Origin of the sequence: Erythrobacter sp. SG61-1L, assembly GCF_001305965.1 — a bacterium.
GTDB lineage: Bacteria > Pseudomonadota > Alphaproteobacteria > Sphingomonadales > Sphingomonadaceae > Andeanibacterium.
In genome coordinates, this window is sequence record NZ_JXQC01000003.1 from 174,801 (window position 1) to 194,885 (window position 20,085).

General features: G+C 65.0%; 18 protein-coding genes. 12 read left to right on the plus strand and 6 right to left on the minus strand.

The features are described 5' to 3' along the window. Nucleotides 1-16: 16 nt before the first annotated feature. Together SZ64_RS01185 and SZ64_RS01190 are read left to right on the plus strand one after the other, a co-directional pair. Nucleotides 17-1,018, plus strand: a complete 1,002-nt coding sequence (locus SZ64_RS01185; RefSeq protein WP_054529157.1) for an FAD:protein FMN transferase — start codon at nt 17-19, stop codon at nt 1,016-1,018. Next, nucleotides 1,015-2,355, plus strand: a complete 1,341-nt coding sequence (locus SZ64_RS01190) for a sulfite reductase subunit alpha (protein WP_054529158.1) — start codon at nt 1,015-1,017, stop codon at nt 2,353-2,355. Before SZ64_RS01185 ends, SZ64_RS01190 begins: the two co-directional genes overlap by 4 nt. On the opposite strand, the gene SZ64_RS01195 is transcribed toward SZ64_RS01190, so the two are convergent. The 6 genes from SZ64_RS01195 to SZ64_RS01220 form a co-directional block, all read right to left on the minus strand. Continuing rightward, nucleotides 2,349-3,470: an alpha-hydroxy acid oxidase gene (locus tag SZ64_RS01195; RefSeq protein ID WP_054529159.1), complete on the minus strand. Its 1,122-nt coding sequence runs from the start codon at nt 3,468-3,470 to the stop codon at nt 2,349-2,351. The genes SZ64_RS01190 and SZ64_RS01195 overlap by 7 nt on opposite strands. After that, entirely contained in the window at nt 3,467-4,147 is a 681-nt protein-coding gene (locus tag SZ64_RS01200; protein ID WP_054529160.1) for a Fe2+-dependent dioxygenase, read from the minus strand. The genes SZ64_RS01195 and SZ64_RS01200 overlap by 4 nt, the downstream gene beginning before the upstream one ends. A 128-nt stretch (nt 4,148-4,275) precedes the next feature. Beyond that, a complete protein-coding gene (locus SZ64_RS01205) occupies nt 4,276-6,612 on the minus strand; it encodes a TonB-dependent siderophore receptor (RefSeq protein ID WP_054529161.1) in 2,337 nt (778 codons plus the stop codon). 187 nt (nt 6,613-6,799) lie between these two features. Next, the gene (locus SZ64_RS01210) at nt 6,800-7,513 is read right to left on the minus strand and encodes an energy transducer TonB (RefSeq protein WP_054529162.1); all 714 of its coding nucleotides are present in this window, start codon (nt 7,511-7,513) and stop codon (nt 6,800-6,802) included. A gap of 123 nt (nt 7,514-7,636) precedes the next feature. Next, complete coding sequence (locus SZ64_RS01215; protein WP_054529163.1) at nt 7,637-8,140, minus strand: sigma-70 family RNA polymerase sigma factor; 504 nt, start codon at nt 8,138-8,140, stop codon at nt 7,637-7,639. Then, entirely contained in the window at nt 8,137-8,799 is a 663-nt protein-coding gene (locus SZ64_RS01220) for a M23 family metallopeptidase (RefSeq protein ID WP_054529164.1), read from the minus strand. Before SZ64_RS01220 ends, SZ64_RS01215 begins: the two co-directional genes overlap by 4 nt. 139 nt (nt 8,800-8,938) lie before the next feature. Here SZ64_RS01220 and SZ64_RS01225 point away from each other — a divergent pair, with 139 nt between their 5' ends. The 10 genes from SZ64_RS01225 to SZ64_RS01270 are packed head-to-tail and all read left to right on the plus strand — an operon-like array spanning nt 8,939 to nt 19,981. Continuing rightward, a complete protein-coding gene (locus SZ64_RS01225; RefSeq protein ID WP_193391504.1) occupies nt 8,939-9,745 on the plus strand; it encodes an aldolase/citrate lyase family protein in 807 nt (268 codons plus the stop codon). A 5-nt stretch (nt 9,746-9,750) separates the two neighbouring features. After that, nucleotides 9,751-10,581, plus strand: a complete 831-nt coding sequence (locus SZ64_RS01230; RefSeq protein ID WP_054532026.1) for an inositol monophosphatase family protein — start codon at nt 9,751-9,753, stop codon at nt 10,579-10,581. Further along, nucleotides 10,578-12,461: an SLBB domain-containing protein gene (locus SZ64_RS01235; protein WP_054529165.1), complete on the plus strand. Its 1,884-nt coding sequence runs from the start codon at nt 10,578-10,580 to the stop codon at nt 12,459-12,461. Before SZ64_RS01230 ends, SZ64_RS01235 begins: the two co-directional genes overlap by 4 nt. After that, the gene (locus SZ64_RS01240) at nt 12,458-13,579 is read left to right on the plus strand and encodes a hypothetical protein (RefSeq protein ID WP_054529166.1); all 1,122 of its coding nucleotides are present in this window, start codon (nt 12,458-12,460) and stop codon (nt 13,577-13,579) included. Before SZ64_RS01235 ends, SZ64_RS01240 begins: the two co-directional genes overlap by 4 nt. After that, entirely contained in the window at nt 13,576-14,514 is a 939-nt protein-coding gene (locus tag SZ64_RS01245) for a glycosyltransferase family 2 protein (protein ID WP_054529167.1), read from the plus strand. The genes SZ64_RS01240 and SZ64_RS01245 overlap by 4 nt, the downstream gene beginning before the upstream one ends. Further along, nucleotides 14,511-15,827: a glycosyltransferase family 87 protein gene (locus SZ64_RS01250; RefSeq protein ID WP_054529168.1), complete on the plus strand. Its 1,317-nt coding sequence runs from the start codon at nt 14,511-14,513 to the stop codon at nt 15,825-15,827. The genes SZ64_RS01245 and SZ64_RS01250 overlap by 4 nt, the downstream gene beginning before the upstream one ends. After that, a complete protein-coding gene (locus SZ64_RS01255) occupies nt 15,824-16,837 on the plus strand; it encodes an NAD(P)-dependent oxidoreductase (protein WP_054529169.1) in 1,014 nt (337 codons plus the stop codon). Before SZ64_RS01250 ends, SZ64_RS01255 begins: the two co-directional genes overlap by 4 nt. Next, entirely contained in the window at nt 16,825-18,657 is a 1,833-nt protein-coding gene (locus SZ64_RS01260) for a thiamine pyrophosphate-binding protein (protein ID WP_054529170.1), read from the plus strand. The genes SZ64_RS01255 and SZ64_RS01260 overlap by 13 nt, the downstream gene beginning before the upstream one ends. Further along, nucleotides 18,654-19,067, plus strand: a complete 414-nt coding sequence (locus SZ64_RS01265) for a GtrA family protein (RefSeq protein ID WP_054529171.1) — start codon at nt 18,654-18,656, stop codon at nt 19,065-19,067. The genes SZ64_RS01260 and SZ64_RS01265 overlap by 4 nt, the downstream gene beginning before the upstream one ends. Further along, nucleotides 19,064-19,981 carry a methyltransferase domain-containing protein gene (locus tag SZ64_RS01270; protein ID WP_054529172.1) on the plus strand — a complete coding sequence of 306 codons (918 nt, stop codon included), beginning with the start codon at nt 19,064-19,066 and terminating at the stop codon, nt 19,979-19,981. The genes SZ64_RS01265 and SZ64_RS01270 overlap by 4 nt, the downstream gene beginning before the upstream one ends. Nucleotides 19,982-20,085 lie beyond the last annotated feature (104 nt).

The window sequence follows — 20,085 nt, forward strand, 5'->3', positions numbered from 1 at the left end:
CCGTCCGGAGCCGGATGTGAGCGAAACACTGGTCCTGTTGCCGCCGGAGGTGGAGCCGGGTCGGCTGGTGCGTTCTGCCGGCGAGGGACGGCATGCCCTGTCCGGCGCCTCCATGGGCACGCGTTGGTCGCTGGACTTGTCCGGCGATGCAGACCCGCGTGAGCTTGAGGCGCTGGTTCAGGGCGAACTCAACGCCGTGGTGCGCGAGATGAGTCAGTGGGAGCCGGATTCCGAAATCTCCCGCTTCAACCGCGCGCAGGCGGGAGGCTGGCATGAACTGTCGCCGGGCTTCTTTCATGTCCTGCGGGCCGGGCTGGCCATGGCCCGTGCGACCGGGGGGGCATTCGATCCCACACTGGGCGCAGTGGTGGACCTCTGGGGCTTTGGCCCGGTGGCGGTCGAGCATATCCCGCCACTGCCCGAGGCACTGGCAGAGGCGCTGGGCGCATCAGGTTGGCAGAAGCTGGAACTGGACGAGGCGGGGCGCCGCGCGCGCCAGCCCGGCGGGTTGCGGCTGGACTTCTCCGGTATCGGCAAGGGGCACGGGCTGGACCGGGTGGCGCGGGTACTGGAACAGGCGGGCTACCGCTCCTTTCTGTTCGAACTGGGTGGAGAACTGATTGCGCGGGGGCTGAAGCCCGATGCATATCCTTGGTGGGTGGAACTGGAATTGCCGCCCGGCGCCGATCTCTCCCCTATCCGGGTGGGCCTGCTGGACATGGCGATTGCCACATCGGGCGATTACCGGCGGTTCGTGGAGATCGATGGGCAGCGCCGGGCGCATTCCATCGATCCGCGCACGGGCGCTTCTCTCATCGGCGCCCCGGCTTCAGTGACCGTTCTCCATCCCGAATGCATGATCGCCGATGCGCTGGCGACGGCGATTACCGTGCTCGGCCGCGAAGCGGGGCTGGAACTTGCTGAAAAGGCGCAGGCGCCTGCCATCCTGATCGAACGGGATGGGCAGGGCTGGCGGCGCACGCTTTCTTCCAAAGCACAGGAAATGGCCGATCTGTGAGCGAAACGGTTCGCCTTGTTCTGACAGCATTGGCCTGCCTTGCCTGGCTTGCGCTGGTAGGCGTGACCATTTGGCGCCACCGTGCGCGACGGGAGGCCGGGGCGGAACCCGGCGCGGTGCTGGTGATCCATGCGAGCCAGACAGGTACTGCAACGGCGCTGGCCAAGGCATCGGCTGAGGCACTGGAAGTTTCGGGCCGCAAGGTTGCACTGCGTTCTTTGGCGAGCGTTACCCCAGCCGTGCTGGCCGATGCTGGCGAAGCCCTGTTCATCGCTGCGACGACCGGCGAGGGCGATGCACCGGATGATGCAGCGGCGTTTCTTTCCCGCTTTGCCGCCGGGAAGCCGGAGCTTTCAGACCTGCGGTATGCCGTGCTGGCGCTGGGCGACACACATTACCGGCATTTCTGCGCCTTCGGCCATGCGCTTGACCGGCTGCTGCACGATGCGGGCGCGGTTCCGGTGGCCGATCTGGTGGAGGTCGATCAGGGCGACGCCGGGGCTTTGCGCCATTGGCAGCAGAATCTGCGCTTGTTCGGCGCCTCTGCCGCCCTGCCGGACTGGGAAGCGCCCAGCTACAGCCGCTGGACTCTGGCCGGGCGCGAATTGCTCAATCCGGGCAGCGCGGGCGGGCCGATGTATCGCATTCGCCTGACCTGCGAGGGTGACGCATCCGCCTGGGCAGCGGGCGATATTGCCGAAATCTACCCCGGTGATGTGGAAGAGGCCTTTGCGCCCAAGCCCCCACTGCCCCACCGGGACTATTCGCTGGCAACAATCCCGGAGGAAGGCGAATTGGGGCTGGTGGTGCGCCTGTTCCGCGATGAACAGGGGCGCAGCGGCCTCGGTTCCGGCTTCCTGTGCGAGCGGGCGGAAATCGGATCGGGCGTGGCCTTGCGTATCCGGGCCAATCCGCGCTTCCACACGCCTGCACCCGAAGTGCCGCTGGTGCTGATCGGGAATGGTACGGGCATTTCCTCGTTGCGTGCCCACGTCCGGGCGCGCAGGCCGGGCACGAGCAATTGGCTGATCTATGGCGAGCGCGATCCGGTCCATGACCGGCCTTTCGCCGGGGAGATCGAGGACTGGCTGCGCCTTGGCCATCTGGCCCGTGTGGACCTGGCGTTTTCGCGCGCCCGGCAAGGGCATTATGTGCAGGATGAGGTGCGTCACGCTGCGGATATGCTGCGCGGTTGGGTGGCGGGCGGCGCAGCGATCCTCGTCTGCGGCAGCGTGGTGATGGGCGAGGGCGTCGATGCGGCCCTGCGCGAAGTGCTGGGCGCCAGCGAAGTGGATGCACTGCTGGCTGCCGGACGCTATTCCCGCGACATTTACTGAGGGGCAGTGAACAACCGGTCGGCAGAAATGTCGCCGGGTGTCGGACAGCCAAGCTGGGCCATGGTGAGTTCGAGTTCCGCGCGCAGCATGTGGAGCATGTGGGCAACCCCAGCCAAACCTGCCACGGCAAGCGCATGCACTTGTGGGCGGCCAAGCAGCACGGATGAAGCGCCCAGCGCCAGCGCCTTGGCCATATCGGTTCCGCGCCGCACGCCGCCGTCCATCAAAAGCGGAACCCTTCCGCCAGTCGCATCGGCAATGGCGGGCATTACGTCCAGCGCGCTGGGCATGCCGTCCAGCACTCTGCCGCCATGGTTCGAGACGACGAGGGCGTCCACGCCTTGTGCAATGGCCTCTACGCCGTCTGGGGCGGCCATTACGCCCTTGAGGAGCAGGGGCAGGCTGGTTTGCGAGCGAACCCATGCCAGATCGCTCCAGCCGGGCGCTGAATCTGCCAGCGGAGTGCCGAACAGGATGCGGCCGCCGGCGCCCGCCGTCTGGCGCAGGCGGGGCATGCCGCGCAGATTGGCGGCATCGACGCCGGGGGGCAGCGTCAGCGTGGCGCGCTTGATCGAGGCATCCACCGTCAGCATGACGGCTTCGTAGCCTGCGGCTTCGGCGCGCTGGATCAGTTCGGCGGAAAAGGCCCGGTCTTCCTGCAGATAGAGCTGGAACCACAGGGGCGGCACGGCCACGCCCAGTTCCTGCGCCGCGCCGCGCGCGGCGTCGGCGATTTCCTCCAGCGTGAAGCTGGACAGGGTGCTGACCACCATTCCCGTGCCCAGCGCCGTTGCGGCGCGTACGGTGGCCAGTTCGCCTTCGGGATGGGCAAGCCGCTGATAGGCCACCGGGCCGAGCAGCAATGGCGCCTCATGTATGCGGCCGAGCAGGTCCAGGGCCGTATTGCCGCCGCGCAGATCGGTTAGGATACGGGGCAACAGGCGCAGCCGGGCGAAAGCCTTGCGGTTTTCCGCCAGCGTAATCCCATCGCCCGTACCTTCCTGCAGATAGGCCCAGGCATCGGCGGCCATATGCGCCGCGGCCCGTGCCTCGTAATCGGCAAGGCTGGCGATCCCCGCGGGGATCGCTGCCAGCGGCGGCAATGGCTCGCTCACGTCTCGGACCAACCGCGCATGAGGTTGTGATAGGTGTTGGTGAACCCGTCGATGGAAGGGTGATCCGGGTGGTCGGCCGTGAGCTGCTGGATCGCGCTGTCCAGTTCGAACAACATGCGCCGCTGGCGGTCGTCGCGGATCAGGCTCTGCGTCCAGAAGAACGAGGCGAAACGGGTGCCGGATGTTACAGGTGTTACACGGTGGAGGCTGCTACCCGGATAGACGATGGCGTCGCCTGCGGGCAGTTTCACGTGCTTCTCGCCGAACGTATCCTCCACCACCAGTTCGCCGCCTTCATATTCATCGGGGTCGCTGAAGAAGATGGTGGTCGAGACATCCGTGCGCACTCGCACCGGGGTTCCGGGCACGGGGAAGACGGCGTTGTCGACATGATTGCCGTAGGTTCCGCCACCTTCATAGCGGTTGAAGCGCGGCGGCAGGATGCGCAGCGGCAGGGCGGCTGCGAGGAAAAGCGGAGTGACGGAGAGCCGCTCAAGAATGCGTTCACCCAGTTGCCGGGCAACCGGATGGTCGAGCGGGATCTGCAGATTGTCCTTCACGCTGACGGCGCGGTGGCCGGCGGTAACACGCCCGTCCACCCATTCCGCCCCTTCCAGCAAGGCGCGGATTTCGCGGACTTCTTCGGCTGAGAAGAGAGCGGGGATCTGCAGGAGCACGCAATGTCCTTCCCGAAAACGGCTGACGCCCCGGTCTTAGCCGAGGCGTCAGGATCATGCCACCTCGGGAGGCGGTACTGGATGGCCCAGGGCGGGACGGGCATCCTCCCCGGGCCATTGGAGAGGCATCAGAAGTTGAAGTTCGCCGTGAGAATGGCCGAACGGCCGTCGCCCGGGGTTGCCCAGCCATTGTTGCGAACGCGAGTGAAATAAAGCTCGTCCGTGAAGTTCTTCACATTGAGCTGCAGGTTCACGCCCTTGGCCACATCGTAGGAAACGAAGGCGTTGTGGATCAGGTAATCCTCCACTTCGAACAGCGTGGTGGCATTGTTGTTCAGATAGAAGCTGCCCTGATAGGTCAGGCCGTAACCCAGCGTGAGGCCGAAGGGCAGCGTGTAGGTGGTGAACAGGCTGCCGGAATGCGACGGCGTGTTGGTCAGCGGATTGCCAGCCTGCGGGTCGCTCGTGCCGGGCAGGGAGTTTTCCGCGATGCTGCGGATCACCTTGCTGTCCAGATAGGTGTAGTTCGCGGTGATCGCCCAGGCCGGGGTAATGTGGCCCGAAGCGCTGAGCGCGATGCCGTTCACGCGCGAACGGCCGTCAAGCTGCTGTTCGGGAACGGTCGGATCGCCGGTGGCCACCTTGTACTGGTCACGCTCGTTGCGGAAGGCAGCGGCAGAGAGCAGCAACCCGCCGTCGAAGAGTTCCGCCTTGGCGCCGATTTCGTAATTCAGCGCGCTTTCCGGCTTCACGTTGCAGGTCAGATCCGTGCAGGAACCGTTGACCGAGGTCTTCGAAGGCGTCTTGGAATTGCCATAGGCGACATAGAGGCTGACGGTTTCGACCGGCTTGTAGACCAGGCCCACGCGATAGGAGAACAGGTCGTCCTCGTTCTCGAACTTCGTGCCCAGAGTGGTCGTTCCGGCGCTGGTGGAGGTCGCACCGGCAATGGTGTCGGCGCGGTACCAGCCCTTGTTGTGCTCGTAACGGATGCCGCCGTTGATTTCGAACTGGTCGGACAGCTTCATCGTGTCGAACAGGTAGACGGCGTAGTTTTCAAGCTCGCCATTCTGCTTGGTTGTTGGGATGAAGTTGACCGGGCCGGTCCAGTAATTGCTGCCATAGGGGGCGGCGTACCCTGCCGGACCCTGCACGATCTCATCCGGGTTGGCGATGTTGATCAGCATCGAGGTCGAAACCGAGGTGCCATCGGCATTGCGTGCCCAGTTGCCGCTGTAAAGCTCGTACTTTTCCCAGCTTACCGAACCGCCGAAGACGAGCGTGTGCTCGATCCCGCCGGTGTTGAACGTGGCCGAAAGGTCGGTCTGGTTGAAGGCAAGCTGATTGCGGGAATCGCGGGTGTTACCGCGCGGGCCGCCGGTCAGGTAATAGCCTGCAGGGGCAGTGGTGCAGGCGGCGCCCGTGGGCAGGGTGCCGTCGGCAAGGCACCAGGTGCCCTGCGGCGGGCTGACCATGGTCAGCTGCGTCACGTCCTGCCAGCGGGTGAGGTTGCGGATGCTCAGTGTGTCGCTGAAATCATGCTCGAAGATCATCGTCGCCTGGTCGACATTGCTGTCCTGCGTGTCGACGTTGCGGTTGCCGTAATAGGAACTGCGATCCACGCCCGGCAGCATGCCGCTGGTCACGCCATTGCTGAAATAGGGCAGGCCGTATTGCGGCGTATTGGTATCTTCCTGATGGAAATACTGCAGCGTCAGGCGGGTGGGGTTCTCGATCCCGATCGTGACCGACGGGGCAACGCCCCAGCGGCTGAAATCCTCGTAATCGCGGTCGGGCACGTCGTTGCGGTGCGCCATGGCGTTGAGGCGGAAGGCGATCAGATCGTTCGCGCGGACATTGATGTCAGCCGTGCCGCGCAGATAATCGTCGGTGCCGACGCCCATCGTGGCGTTATATTCGGTATCCGCCTTGGGGCGCTTGGTCACGAGGTTGATCGAACCGCCGACCGAGCCGGAACCGGCAGTGACCGAATTGGCGCCGTTGGTGATTTCCACCTGTTCCATGTTGAACGGATCGGTGCGGCTGTACTGCGCGCTGTCGCGCACGCCGTCGGTGGTGATGTCGGTATTGGCGGAATAACCGCGCAGGTTGATGCTGTCGCCATAGCCGCCGCCGCCTTCGCCTGCGCCGAAAGTGATGCCGGGAACGGTGGAAAGCACATCGCGCAGGGTCAGCAGGTTCTGCTGCTGGATCACTTCATTGGTCAGGATGGTGACGGTCTGCGGCGTATCGCGCACGGGGCGCGTTGCCTTGGGGCTTTCCTGCTTGCGGCCCGGTTCCTCGTCGATGGCGGTGTCGGTGACGGTCACTCCGCCCAGAACGCGCGGTTCCTCCTGCGTGGAGGAATCCTGCGCATAGGCTGCCTGCGGTGCGAGCACCGAACCGACGCAAGACAGCGCGAGAAACGCGTGTGCTTTGGCGGCGCGCGAAGTGGACTTGGTCATGAGTTCCCCTTGTTATCCCTGAGAAGCGAAGTTGGCGCCTGTTATTGCGAATCGTTCGCAGGGTCAATTGGGAATGATTCTCAATAGCGAAATTTTCCTTGCATATCGGCGCATGGCCGGAATGCAGGCGCCGGCCAAGGACGCACCCCGTTGGAAAACCGCCGGAAAGAGGCCTGTTGGGGAGGGGTTACGTGCTCAGCACGAAGGGAATGGCGACTTGCCCTTTGACGGTGACGGCGATCCCGTCCCGCTTGAAGGGTGCCCAGCGCCACTTCCTGACTGCATTGAGCGCGGCTTTGTCGAGCCGGTCGAACCCGCTGCTCTTCGCGACGGAGATTTCCGCCACATCGCCTGCGGCTGAAAGCAGCACCGCAAGCACCACGGTGCCCTGTTCCCGCTTGCGCCTGGATTCCACCGGATAGGAAGGTGGCTTGGCGGAAATCAGATTGCCGCTCAGATCGCCGCCATCGGCCGGTCCGGCCGCCATTGCCGCCCTGGGGGCCGGCGGTGCGGGAGGGGCGGGCGGAGCAGGAGGGGCCACCATGACTGGTGCGGGCCGGGAAAGTGCCAGAGCAGGGGGCGGCGCTACCGGAACGGGCGCCTCCGGCTGAGGGACGGGGGCTACCACTTCCTGCTGCACTATCTCCACCTCTTCCGGTGTCGGTCGTTCCAGTTCCTTCTCAGGTTCCTTCTTGGGCGTATTGTCCAGCTCCACCACAGCGATGCTGGTCCGTTCTTCTTTCCGGCCGGCCACGTTCAGCATGAAGAGCGAGGATACGAGCAGCGCCGTGAAGCCGACCGATGCGGCCATCGCAAACGCTTTGCTGCCCCCCGACGGCTGATAGGCCGCGGGCGTCATCCGGCGTTCGATCACGATTTCCGGCCTGAAGGGCGCATTCATTTCCGGGGGTCCAAGAATCGGCTATTGCGAGGCATTCGCATATGCTTTTCGCGTGCCCCGGTCCAGAGATCATTGACTTGAGTCAAGCGGAATCGTCTGACAGCCGACGGAACGTCAAGGCGATTACTCGGCGTCGAAGCGCCGTTTCAGCTCCGCCAGTGCGCGATAGGCCTTCTGCAGATCCTTCTCCACCGAACTCAGGCTCACCCCCAGTTCGCGCGCGATGGTTGCCTGGCTCTGTTCCTCCAGCCGGTATCTGCGAAAGGCGATGCTGACGCGCGGGCCGAGATCGCCCAGCACTTTCTCGACGGCTTCCAGCCGCTGGCGGGCGATCAGTGCCCGCTCGCACAGGGCATCTTCCGATGCGGCCGATACGGCCTCATGCCAGTCGAATTGCCGCCGCGCGCTGCTCTGGCGGGACCGGCGCAGATCGCACATCAGATTGTCGGCAGCCCTGAACAGGTAGGATAGCGGATCGGAGATGGGCTGGGCAGGCGGGCGGGCGGCGCGTTGCCACAGTTCCTGAAACAGATCCTCCGCATCCTCGCCCGCGCCGCGTGCCGCAAGGAAGCGCAGCAGACGCGGGCGCTCGGCGATGGCAACCATTTGCAGGCTGGTCCCGGTCATTGCGCGTCCCCCGCCTCACGGGCGCGGGCAAATGCGGATATGTAGGGTGCGCTCCGTTCCAGCGGTGCGGCGGCAGGCAGGATCTGGCGCGTGTCGCTAGTCAGGAAGCCAAGCGGGTCGAGCGGGCGGCCCCCGCGCCGGACCTCGAAATGCAGATGGCTGCCAGTCGCCCGTCCGGTGGCGCCCATCAGGGCGATGCGCTGGCCCTGCGCCACTTCGGCGCCGGGGCTGACAAGGCTGAGGGAGAGATGGGCATAGCGCGTGGTCAGGCCGCCCCCGTGGTCGATCTCCACCATTTCGCCATAGCCGCCCCGCCAGCCGGTATAGACGATGCGTCCGCCCGCTGCGGCATAGACCGAGGAGCCGGCTGGGCCGGGAATGTCGATCCCGGCGTGCAGCCGGACCCCGCCTTCCAGTGGATCGGTGCGGTAGCCGTACTGGGAACTGAGGCGCGGCAAAACGGCGCGCGCTTTGCGGGGCGGCGCGGGCGGCTCCGTCTGGACAGGTGCAACAGTGGATTGGGGGCGCCATTCCATCATGCGCTGACGGAAGGCGGCATCCGCGCCGGAAGGCAGTTCCTCACCTCCTGCCAGTGCCGCCGGAGGTGCGGCAATCAGTGCGCCTGCAAGGGCGGCCAGAACGGATGGGCGTAGGGGCATCTTCTATAGAACGGAGACGTCCGGGCCGGGCCTTGGCCGGATCGGGAAAATTTTTCCGGATGCATTTTTCGTTGAGGGGAGCGCCCGCCTGCTCCGTCTCCCGGTGCGTAGAACATGCGCTTCACCACGGGAGTCCACGATGAATACCACCGAACGTTCGATGCTCGACATGCTCAGGAAAGGCCGCGAGGAATTCGGGGTCGTGGCCGTGAAGGCCGAGTTCGAGGCCGAAGGCACGCGGCCGGACGAATTGCTGCGCCTGCTGGAGCTTACTCACCGCGCCGGGCTGGATGTGGCACTGAAGATCGGCGGCTGCGAAGCCGTGTCGGACTTGCTGGCCGCGAAGCTTTATGGTGCGGACTACATCATCGCTCCGATGGTGGAGACGCCCTATGCGCTGACCAAGTTCGCCGAGGCGCGCGACAAGAGCTGGGGTGAAGAGGCGCAGAACGCGAAGTTCCTCTTCAACCTGGAAACCACCACTACGCTCGGCAATCTGGGCGAGATGCTGCCGATTGCGCGGCGCCATCTGGATGGCGTGGTGTTCGGCCGGGTGGACTTCACTCTTTCGGGCGGGCTTTCGCGGGCGGACATCAATTCGCGCAAGATCAGCGAATGCGTGCTGATCGCGGCGCAGGCCTGCCGCGATAACGATCTGGAACTGGTCGTGGGCGGCGGCGTCTCTGCCGAGGCCGCAGGCGCATTGCGCGAATTTCGCCAGATCCGGCTCGACCGGTTCGAGACGCGCAAGGTGGTGTTCGACGGGGCCATGGCGGAATCCCCGCGCTTTGCCGATGCCATTGCCAATGCGGTGCAGTTCGAACTGGCATGGCTGGAAAACAAGCGCGCCTATTACGGTGCCATCGCCGACGAGGATCTGGCCCGCATCCGCATGATCCGCGAACGTAGCGGCGCGGCCGCCCCTGTCGCGAGCCTTGCCGCATGATCTCCATGACGCTCTACCGTGAGGTCGGCGCCTTGATGGAGCAGGTGGCCGAATGCGCCATCCTGCCCCGCTTCCGGCGGCTGTCAGGCGCTGATGTGGCGGAAAAAAGCCCCGGCGAAGTGGTCACCAGTGCCGATCTGGAGGCCGAACGGCTGCTGGCCGAAGGGCTGGCGAGCCTGTGCCCTGGCGTCCGCATCGTGGGCGAGGAAGCAGTCTCGGCCGATCCGGGCCGGCTTTCCGGCGTGGGCGAAGGGCTGGTCTGGCTGGTCGATCCGTTGGACGGCACCGCCAATTTCGCTGCCGGCTCCGCCCTGTTTGGCATGATGGTGGCGCTGGTGGAAGATGGCGTGCCGCAGATGGGCTGGATACTCGACGTGGTCACCGGCCGCATGTGCTTTGCCGAAGCGGGCAAGGGCGCGACCATCGATGGCCAGCCGGTCAGGGCGCGTGGCACAGGCTCCCCCCGGCCGGTGGCGGCGCTCGGCACCCATTTCCTCGAACCGCACCGGCGCGAGCGGGTGCATGCCCATGCACAGGGCCAGTTGCAGCGCGTGGCCGTGCCCCGCTGCGCCGCCGAGAGCTATCCCCGCCTCGTGCTGGGCGAGAACGACATTGCCCTGTTCCAGCGCTCCCTGCCGTGGGACCATGCCGCAGGCGCGCTGTTCGTGAACGAAGCGGGCGGGCGCGTCACCCATTGGGACCGTTCCCCCTATCGCGTCGGCGGGCACGGTACGGGCATCCTTGCGGCGACCGATCCCTATCTGTGGGAAGTGGGCGCGCAGGTGCTGCTGGGCGAAGAGGCGGGCCTTCTGTCCGTTCCGGAACTGGTCGGATGATTTCCATGCCGGGCAGGATCGCTTCCACATTGGCTCTGGCGGCTGCCTTGCTCGCCACGCAGGCGACGGCGCAGCTCGCTCTGCCGGTCGATCCCGGCCAGCAGCAGGGGGCAGCCGCGCGCAGCGATACGGGTGGCGGCACGCAGGTTCCGGGCGTCTCGCCCGCGCCGGTGCAAGCCTATGAGCCGGACAGCCTTGATGGCGGCATCGCCCCTGCGGTGCTGGACGATCCTTCAACGGCCTCAGCAAAGCCCGTCAAGGTTCTGACCAAGGCGCCGCCAGCCAGCGAATTCGAAAGCTACGTTTCGGAAATGGCGGGCAAGTCGCTGCGCCGCTTCGGCTCGGAACTGCTGATCCCCTCCGCGCGCGATTTCACGCCGCCGCCCGTCGCTGCGATTCCGCCCGATTACCGCCTGAACCCGGGTGATCGCATCCGCCTGTCGCTGGCGGGGTCTGTGCAGGCGAGTGACCTGCAGCTGACCGTGGACAATGAAGGCCGCATCTTCGTGCCCAAGGTCGGCTCGATCATGGTTGGCGGCCTGCGCTATGGCGATCTGCGCGAGGCGATCGCGCGTGAAGTTTCGCGGCAATATCGCAGCTTCGAACTGGAAGTGACGGTGGCCCGCCTCAAGGGCGTGACCGTTTACGTCACCGGCTTTGCCGCCACGCCCGGTTCCTTCACCGTGGGCAGCCTGTCCACGCTGGTGAATGCCGTGCTGGCGGCCGGCGGGCCTTCCTCCGGCGGAAGTTTCCGTTCCATCCAGCTGCGCCGCAATGGGGAGCTGGTTTCCGATTTCGATCTCTACGATCTGCTGCTGAAGGGCGACAGGCGCGGCGATGCCGTGCTGCAGAACGGTGACGTGATCTATATCGCCCCTGCGGGTGAGCAGGTGGCTGTCACCGGCAGCGTCAATCGCGAGGCCATTTTCGAGCTGGCCCCGAACGAGACCCTCTCCGACGCGCTGCTCTATGCTGGCGGGGTCAACACGATTGCCGACCGCAGCCGCCTGATGGTGTTCGATCCGCTGGGGCAGAGCGGCACGGGGTGGGAAGAAATCTCCGCCGCCGATGCGCAGGCTCGCCCGGCAAAGCGCGGCGAGATCATCCGCGTGGTCAGCAATGCCGGGATCGCCCGCCCGCTGCAGCAGCAATCTTTGCTCGTCACCATTGGCGGCGAAGTGGCAAAGCCGGGCCGCTATTACTTCCGCCCCGGCGCCACGCTGGAAGAAGTACTTCAGCGCGCCGGAGGGCTGACGCAGGAGGCATTTCCCTATGCCAGCGTCATCACGCGCGAGAGCGTGCGCCAGCAACAGCAGGCCAGTTTCGAGCGGGCAATCCAGGATGTGGAGATGCAGCTCACCGCGCAGCCGCTCACTTCGGTTGATCGTGCCCAGCGGGTGCAGCCCGCCAATATCGAGCTGATCCGTTCGGTGGTTGCCCAGATGCGAGAGCGTGAGCCGACCGGGCGGCTGGTGTTCGATCTGCCCGTCAATGCAGCAGACCTTCCGGGCGAACTGATCCTTGAGAATAACGATACGATCTATGTCCCGCCCCGGCCGGTTACGGTCGGCGTGTTCGGCGCTGTGCCGACGCCTGCCTCCTTCGCCTATGCCGATGGGCGGCAGATCCGCGATTATGTGGGTCTTGCCGGCGGTATCCAGAAGCTGGGCGACAAGGGCGAGATCTTCGTGGTCCGCGCCAATGGCACTGTGCTGGCGGACGGCAAGCGCACGCTGAATGCCAAGGCGCTGCCGGGCGATCTGGTGTTCATCCCCATCGAGGCCAATCGCGGCGAGTTCTGGGCGCGGTTGCGCGACATTACCGGCAGCCTGTTCGGCGGGCTGATCGGCCTGGCATCCGTGAAGACGATCGTCGAATGAGCCGGGTGGAGCAAATGACGGCGGCGCTGGCCGATCCGCGCAAGCGCCGCAGGGCCTATGCGGGCCTGGGCTTGCTGGCGGCGGTGCTCTGCGTGGTGCCGCAGCCCTATGTCGCCCGGTCCAAGGTGGTGCCGCAGGACGTCAACAGCCTTGGCCTTGGCAGCATGACCAGTTCCTATGCCGGGGGCTTCTCCGGGGTCGCGGCCCTGCTGGGCGGGGCCAAGCAGCCGGTGGACCTCTATCTGGCCGTGGCCCGCAGCAGCGAAGTGAGCGGCGAAGTGATCCGCAAGCTGAAGCTGGTGGAAAAGGGCGATTATGCCAGCGAGCGTTCCGCCCGCGTCGCGCTGGACAAGATGGTGGACATCCATTCGCTGACTGGCGGGATCATCGAAGTGGAAACCCGCAGCCATGATTCCGCCGAGGCCGAGGCGCTGACCAAAGCCTATAGCAGTGCGATCAGCGACAGGATCGTGGCGCTGGGCCGCGACCGGACAGAGCGCAAGCGCCGGGTGATCGAACAGCGCTTTGCCGATGCCTCCGCCAAGGTGGCAAAGGCGGAAACCGCGCTGGAAGCCTTCCGCCGCAAGAACAACCTTGCCGCGCCCGAGGCCCAGCTCGGCACCGAAATCTCGCTGCGCGCAGGGCTTCAGGCGCAATTGCAGGCCAAGAAGGTCGAACTGCAGACGCTCAGCGGCTTCCTTGGCCCTGAAAATCCGCGCCTTGCCGCCGTCCAGTCCGAAATCGCCTCGCTTCAGGGACAGATCGGCCGGACCGCGCGGCCCAGCACCGATGCCGCAGGGCCGAATGTGGCCGGGCTTTCGGCAGTGTCGGGCGAATATGTCGATCTCTATCGCGACTATCGCTTCGCGCAGGCGCTGTACGAAGTCTATTCCCGGTCTTCCGAGGAAGTGGCGGTGGAAACGCTGGCGGGCGATACCGCTACCGATGTGCAGGTGATCGAGGCTGCGCGGCTGGATGCGGATCGCAAGTTTAATGTCCCCGCCGTCGCCGCTCTGGCCCTGCTGCTGCTGCTGGCGGTCTTCACGGAAGTCTATGCCCCGGCAACCGGCATTCGCCTGCCCTGGCTGTCCCGCAAGGATGGGGAGGGCGGCGAATGACGCGGCCGGAACTCTCCATCGTCATCCCCTGCTTCAATGAGCAGGAGAATGTCAGGGCGATCTGCGCAGCCGTTACGCTGGAGGCGCAAAAGGCGGTCCGCTCGCACGAGATCGTGCTGATCGACAATTGCTCCACTGACGATACGCGCAGGATCATCCGGCAATTGTGCCGTGAGGATGGCCGCATCCGGGCGATCTTCAACAGCCGCAATTACGGCCAAATGCGCAGCCCCACTTACGGCATCTATCAGGCCAGCGGGCAGGCGGTGATCGGCATGTGCGCCGATTTCCAGGACCCGCCCGAAATGATCGGCCGTTTCGTGGAAGAATGGCGCAAGGGCGCTCAGGTGGTGCTGGGCCAGCGCCGCAGCGAGCCGTCTTCGCTGGTGCTGCGCATGGTGCGCAAGGCTGGCTATGCGTTCCTGAGCCGCTTCGGCGATCAGCCGATCATTCCTGGTGCGACCGGCTTCGGCCTGTTTGACCGCAAGGTGGTGGACGCGCTGGCCGCATGGAACGAGCCGGAGCCGTTCTTCCGCGGGATGCTGGTGGAAGTGGGCTTCCGCCTTACCGTGATCCCCTTCGACCGGCCGCCCCGCGCGGCGGGGGAGAGCAAGAACGGCTTTCGTACCCTGTTTTCCTTCGCCATGTCGGCCCTTGCCGGATCGACCCGATCCTTGTTGCGACTGCCTCTGTTTGCGGCCGGTTTCTTCGGGCTGGCTACTCTGGGGTTGGTGATCTCCACGCTAGTGGCCCTGTTCCTGGGCGGGCCGGCGGGAGAGCTTGCCCTCTTCGGGCTGGCAACGGCATCCATGACGCTCATCATGCTCTGCATGGGGCTGGTGGCCGAGCAGGTCCGTCTGCTGAGCGAGCGCAGCCGCAACGTGCCGTTGGTGATCGAGGATGAGCGGATCAATTTCCCGGCAGGCGCGCAATGAGCGAGGCGGAGGCCGGGGGAGGCCGCCGCTTCTGGCCGCTTCTGCCCGAAATTCTACTGGCGCTGGCCGTGCTGGCGAGCCTTGGCATGACTGCCGCATTCTTCCTGCACCACGGTTATCTGCCGCAGCCCTTCGTACTCGATACGAACGACACCTTCATGGACTGGTTCAACACGGCCTATTGGGCGAATAATCGCGGCATCTACGATGTGTGGCGCAGCATCTATCCGCCGCTTTCCTTTGCCTTCCTCGACAGTTTCAGCCTGCATTCCTGCTATCTCCAGTCGCCATTCTACGCCCGCGATTGCGACCGGCTGGGGCGGGCGACGCTGATCGGCTTCTATCTGCTGGACGTGGTGCTGATCTGGCTCAGTCTGCGCCGGATCGATCGGGTGACCGCGCCCTGGCGCACCATCGCACTCGGGTTGGGCCTGCCCCTGCTGTTCACGCTGGAGCGGGGCAATCTGATCCTGGCCTGTTTCGCATTCTTCGTGCTGGCCCACGGCCCGCTGCTGCAATCGCGGCTGTGGCGCGGGCTGGCGGCGGCAGTGACGATCAATTTCAAGCCCTATCTGGTGCTGCCCGTGCTGGAACTGGCCGTGCGCCGCCGCTGGCGGATGCTGGAACTGGCGGGGATTGCCACCATTGCCCTCTTCCTCGTCACGCTGGCGGTGGTGGGATCGGGCACGCCGGGGGAAATCGCCTCCAACACCGCCAACTGGATCGTGTTCCAGAGCGGGCAGGTGTGGAACGAGGTCAATTACTCCACCAGCTATGCCCCCTTCCTCACCATGCGGCAGGCGCAGGTGCCGCTGCTGGATTTCGTGCCTTCGCGCACCATCGAGACCATCGAATTTGCCGTGCCGCTGGCCATCCGGCTGACGCAGGTGATGGCACTGGCCGCACTTGTGGCGGCATGGCTGCAGCCGCGCGCCTTGCCGGCCAGCCGCATCGCCGCGCTGCTGCTGGGGGCCTATCTCGTCACCCAGTCACCGGGCGGGTATACGCAATTGTTCCTGCTGTTTCTGGTGTTCATGGAACCGATGAAGCGGCCGGGGCCGTCTCTGGCGATCCTGTGCGCCTATCTGCTGTGTCTGGTGGGCGATGTCATGCTTGCCCCCGTTCTGCAGATCACCAGCACCAGCTGGCTGGGTGAGCGGACGGTCGATCCGCAATTCGGCCTCACCTATGGCCACTTCGCGCGGCCTGGCCTGATCATCCTGATCGTCTGGGCATTGTCGCTGGATGCCATTGCGCAGGTCGCGCGGGCACATGGCGCCTCGCGGCCCTCGCTGGGGCTGGCGGCGGCATGATCGTGCAGCAGGATATTGCGGCGGCGGTAGAGGCCCTCGCACCCGTCTGGCCGAAGCTGGACGGCGCGCGCATCTTCATGACCGGCGGAACGGGCTTTATCGGTCGCTGGATGCTGGAAATGCTGGCCGCAGCGCCAGTGCAGACGGAAGTTTTGCTGCTCAGCCGCAACCCGGTGCGCTTTGCCCAGTCGGCACCGCATCTGGCGGCACGTTTCTCGCTTATTCAAGGGGATACGGGCGCATTTCACAAACCTAAAGGTGACTTTAGCTATGTGATTCACGGCGCTACGGACGCCAGTGCGGCACTGACAGCCAATGATCCGCGCCGTATGTTCGACACGATCCTGAACGGTACGCGACGCACATTGGATTTCGCGCTGGAAAGCGGGGCAGGGCGCTATCTGTTCATGAGTTCCGGTGCGATATATGGCTCCCAGCCACCTGACATAACGCATATTCCTGAAGACTGGATGGGCGGGCCGGATCTGTGCGATCCCAAATCCTCCTATGCGGAAGGCAAGCGCGCGGCGGAGACGCTTTGCGCGATCTATCGCCACCAGTTCGGGCTGGACACGGTCAGCGCGCGCATCTTTGCCCTGCTGGGGCCGATGCTGCCGCTCGATACCCATTTCGCGGCGGGCAATTTCATTCGGGACGCAATGGAAGGCCGCCGCATTCGGGTTGAGAGTTCGGGGCAGGCGGTGCGATCTTACCTCTACGCGGCAGACCTTGCCGCATGGCTGTGGACCATGCTGGCCGATGCCCCGGCAGGCGCGGCCTATAATTGCGGATCGGAGGAGGCTGTCTCCATCGCCGATCTGGCCCGGCTGACGGCGGATGTCCTCGGCGGACCCGGCGTCGATGTGCTGGGCAAGCCCGATCCCGGCTGGAACCCCGGCCGTTACGTACCTTCGACAGCGGCGATCCGCCGCGATCTCGGCCTGCGCCCCACGGTCCCTCTCGCAGAGGCGATCCGGCGCACGGCCCTTGCCAATGGATGGACCAAGTGAGCACGATCAAACTTTCCGACTGGGTGGCGCAGACGCTGGTGGAACACGGCATTGCCGATGTCTTCATGCTGACCGGCGGCGGGGCGATGCACCTCAACCATTCGCTGGGCACGCATCCGGGGCTGAAGACCACCTTCACCCATCACGAACAGGCGCTGGCGATGGCGGCGGAGGCCTATTACCGGCTGACCAACCGGCTGGCGGTTGTGAACGTCACTTCCGGGCCGGGCGGCACGAATGCGATCACCGGCGTCTATGGCGCCTATGTCGATTCCATCGGCATGGTGGTGATTTCCGGGCAGGTGAAGATGGAAACCACCGTGCGCCACACGGGCCTGCCGCTGCGGCAATATGGCGACCAGGAACTGGACATCGAACCGATTGTCCGCCCGGTCACCAAATATGCCGCGATGGTCACCGATCCGCGTTCGATCCGCTATCATCTCGAAAAGGCGCTCTATCTGGCGAAGAGCGGCCGCCCCGGCCCGGTGTGGCTGGACATTCCGCTGGACGTGCAGGCGGCCAAGATCGACCCGGACGACCTGCTGCCCGGCTTCGATCCCGCCGAACTGGACGAGCCGTGGAAGCAGACCGATCTGGAAAGCGCGGCCTCCGCCATTCTCGCCATGGTCGCATCGGCCCAGCGTCCGGTGGTGTTTGCAGGCGGCGGCGTGCGGCTGAGCGGCGCACATGCCGAATTCATTCGCCTGATCGAAAAGCTGGGCGTGCCCGTGGTCACCGGCTGGAACGCGCATGATGCACTGTGGACCGACCATCCGCTGAATTGCGGCAAGCCCGGCACGGTGGGCGACCGGGCGGGCAATATGGTCACCCAAAGCGCGGATCTGCTGATGGTGCTGGGCAGCCGCCTGAACATCCGGCAGGTCAGCTACAATTGGCAAAGCTTCGCGCGTGAGGCGTTCAAGATCTGGGTGGACATCGATCCGCTGGAACTGAGCAAGCCCAATGTCGCTCCTGACATGCCCGTGGTGGCCAATCTTGCCGATCTGATCCCGGAACTGCTCGCCGCACCCTATTCCGGGCCGACCGAGGCGCATCGGGAATGGCTGGTATGGTCACAGGAACGCGTGCGCCGCTTCCCCGTCGTGCTGCCCGAATATCACAGCCATTCGCAGTTGATGCATCCCTATGTCGCGCTGGACGAGCTGTTCCGCCAGCTGGGGGATGACGATATCGTCGTCACCGGCAATGGCAGCGCCTGCGTGATCGGGTTCCAGACGGCCCATATCCGCGAAGGCCAGCGCCTGTGGACCAACTCGGGCTGCGCCACCATGGGTTATGATCTGCCCGCCGCCATCGGCGTTTGCACTGCCACCAGCGGCACGCGCCGCGTAGTGGCCCTTGCAGGTGACGGCAGCATCATGATGAATTTGCAGGAGATGCAGACCATCGCCGGATACGGCCTGCCGGTGAAGGTCTTCGTCATCAACAATTCGGGCTATGTCTCGATCTTCCAGACGCACCGCAATTTCTTCAACGGTGTGGAAGTGGGCGGCGGCCCCAAGAGCAACGTGACTTTCCCGGAATTCGCGCGTCTGGCCGATGCTTTCGGCTTCGCCTATTTCAGCGCCCGTTCGCATAATGAACTGCCGGGCGCGGTGTCTGCCGCGCTTGCGGCGGACGGCCCGGTACTGTGCGAGTTGTTCGTGGACGAGGACGTGTCCTTCGCCCCCAAGCTGGGCGCAAAGTCCCATCCCGACGGGCGGATCACCTCGCCCGCGCTGGAAGACCTCTCCCCCTTCCTCCCGCGCGAGGTGTTGCGTGAGAACATGCGTATCGAGCTGATGGACGAGGAATGAGCGGCGCGCTTTCCCTTGGCGGCAGGCCCCTGCGCTTTCTGGCGGCAGGGGCACTGAACACGGCGTTCGGGCTGGCATTCTATCCGGCGCTGGTGTGGTCTGTGCCCTTCTTCCACCAGCATTATCTGGCTGCGCTGGGCGTATCGCAGGTGGTGTGCCTGCTGTTCGCCTTCATGACCTACAAGCTGGGCGTGTTCCGCACGCGCGGCAATGTGATGCGGGAATTCGGGGCGTTTTCGGGGTTCTATCTGGTGAACTACGCGGCCAACTGGGGGGCGCTGCCGCTGCTGGTGGAACTGGCGCATGTTCCCCCGGCCGTCGCCCAGACGGGCTTTACCTGTCTGGTCATTGCCGGAAGCTGGTTCTGGCACAGCCGCGTAACCTTTGCGGAACGGGGGCGGAAGGCATGAGCGAACAGGCCTTCCTGCGGCGCCTGTGCCCTTGCTGCGGATCATGGGCGGGCGAAATGGAGATGGAAAGCCGCCGGGTGGCGGAACACCTCCCGCTCAGCCAGTTGCGCCCGCTCTGGGCCGGGCTGGACAAGGAACCGGTGTTCTTTTCCTACCGCCGCTGCGCCAATTGCGGGCTGCTCTACAATCCGGTCTATTTCACCGGGCGCGCGCTGGCCGATCTCTATTCGGAACTGGCGCCGAATATGAACATGGTGCCCCGTTCGATGATCGAGGCGACACAGCGCGGCTATTTTGATGCGATTGCCCGTTCGGGTGCGCTTGGCGGCGATTATCTGGAGATTGGCCCCGATGTCGGCCACATGACGGCGGATGCCGCCCGACGCGGCAGTTTCCGCCACTTCTGGCTCTATGAACCCAACCGTGCGGTCCACAGCCTGCTGCGCAAGGCGGCAGGCACGGAAGCGGTCACGCTGGAAAGCGGGATGGACGATCTTTCCGCCGTACCTGAAAACACGGTTGGCCTTGCCGTGATGGTCCATGTGCTGGACCATCTGCTCGATCCCCTGCCGCTCCTCACCCAGATCCGCGCCAGGCTGCGGCCCGGTGGCATGCTGGCGATTGTCACCCATAATGAGGGATCGCTGCTGCGGCGCGTGCTGGGTCGCAAATGGCCGCCCTTCTGCCTGCAGCACCCGCAGCTTTTCAGCCCCGTGACGATGAAGGCGATGCTCGAACGGGCCGGGCTGGAACGAGTGGAAGTGACGGGCAGCAGCAACCAGTTTCCCAGCGATTTCCTCGTCCGTCAGGGCGCGCAGGCTGTTGGCCTGCCGCTGGGCAAGGTTCCGCTGCCTTCGTTCCCGGTGCGGTTGCCGCTGGGGAATATCCTCACGCTGGCGCGAGCGCCGGGTTAAAATCGTCACTCGTCATTCCCGCGCAGGCGGGAATCCAGCAGCAACCGTTGATCTGGATTCCCGCCTGCGCGGGAATGACGAAGGTGAGAACAACCTCCGCTCAT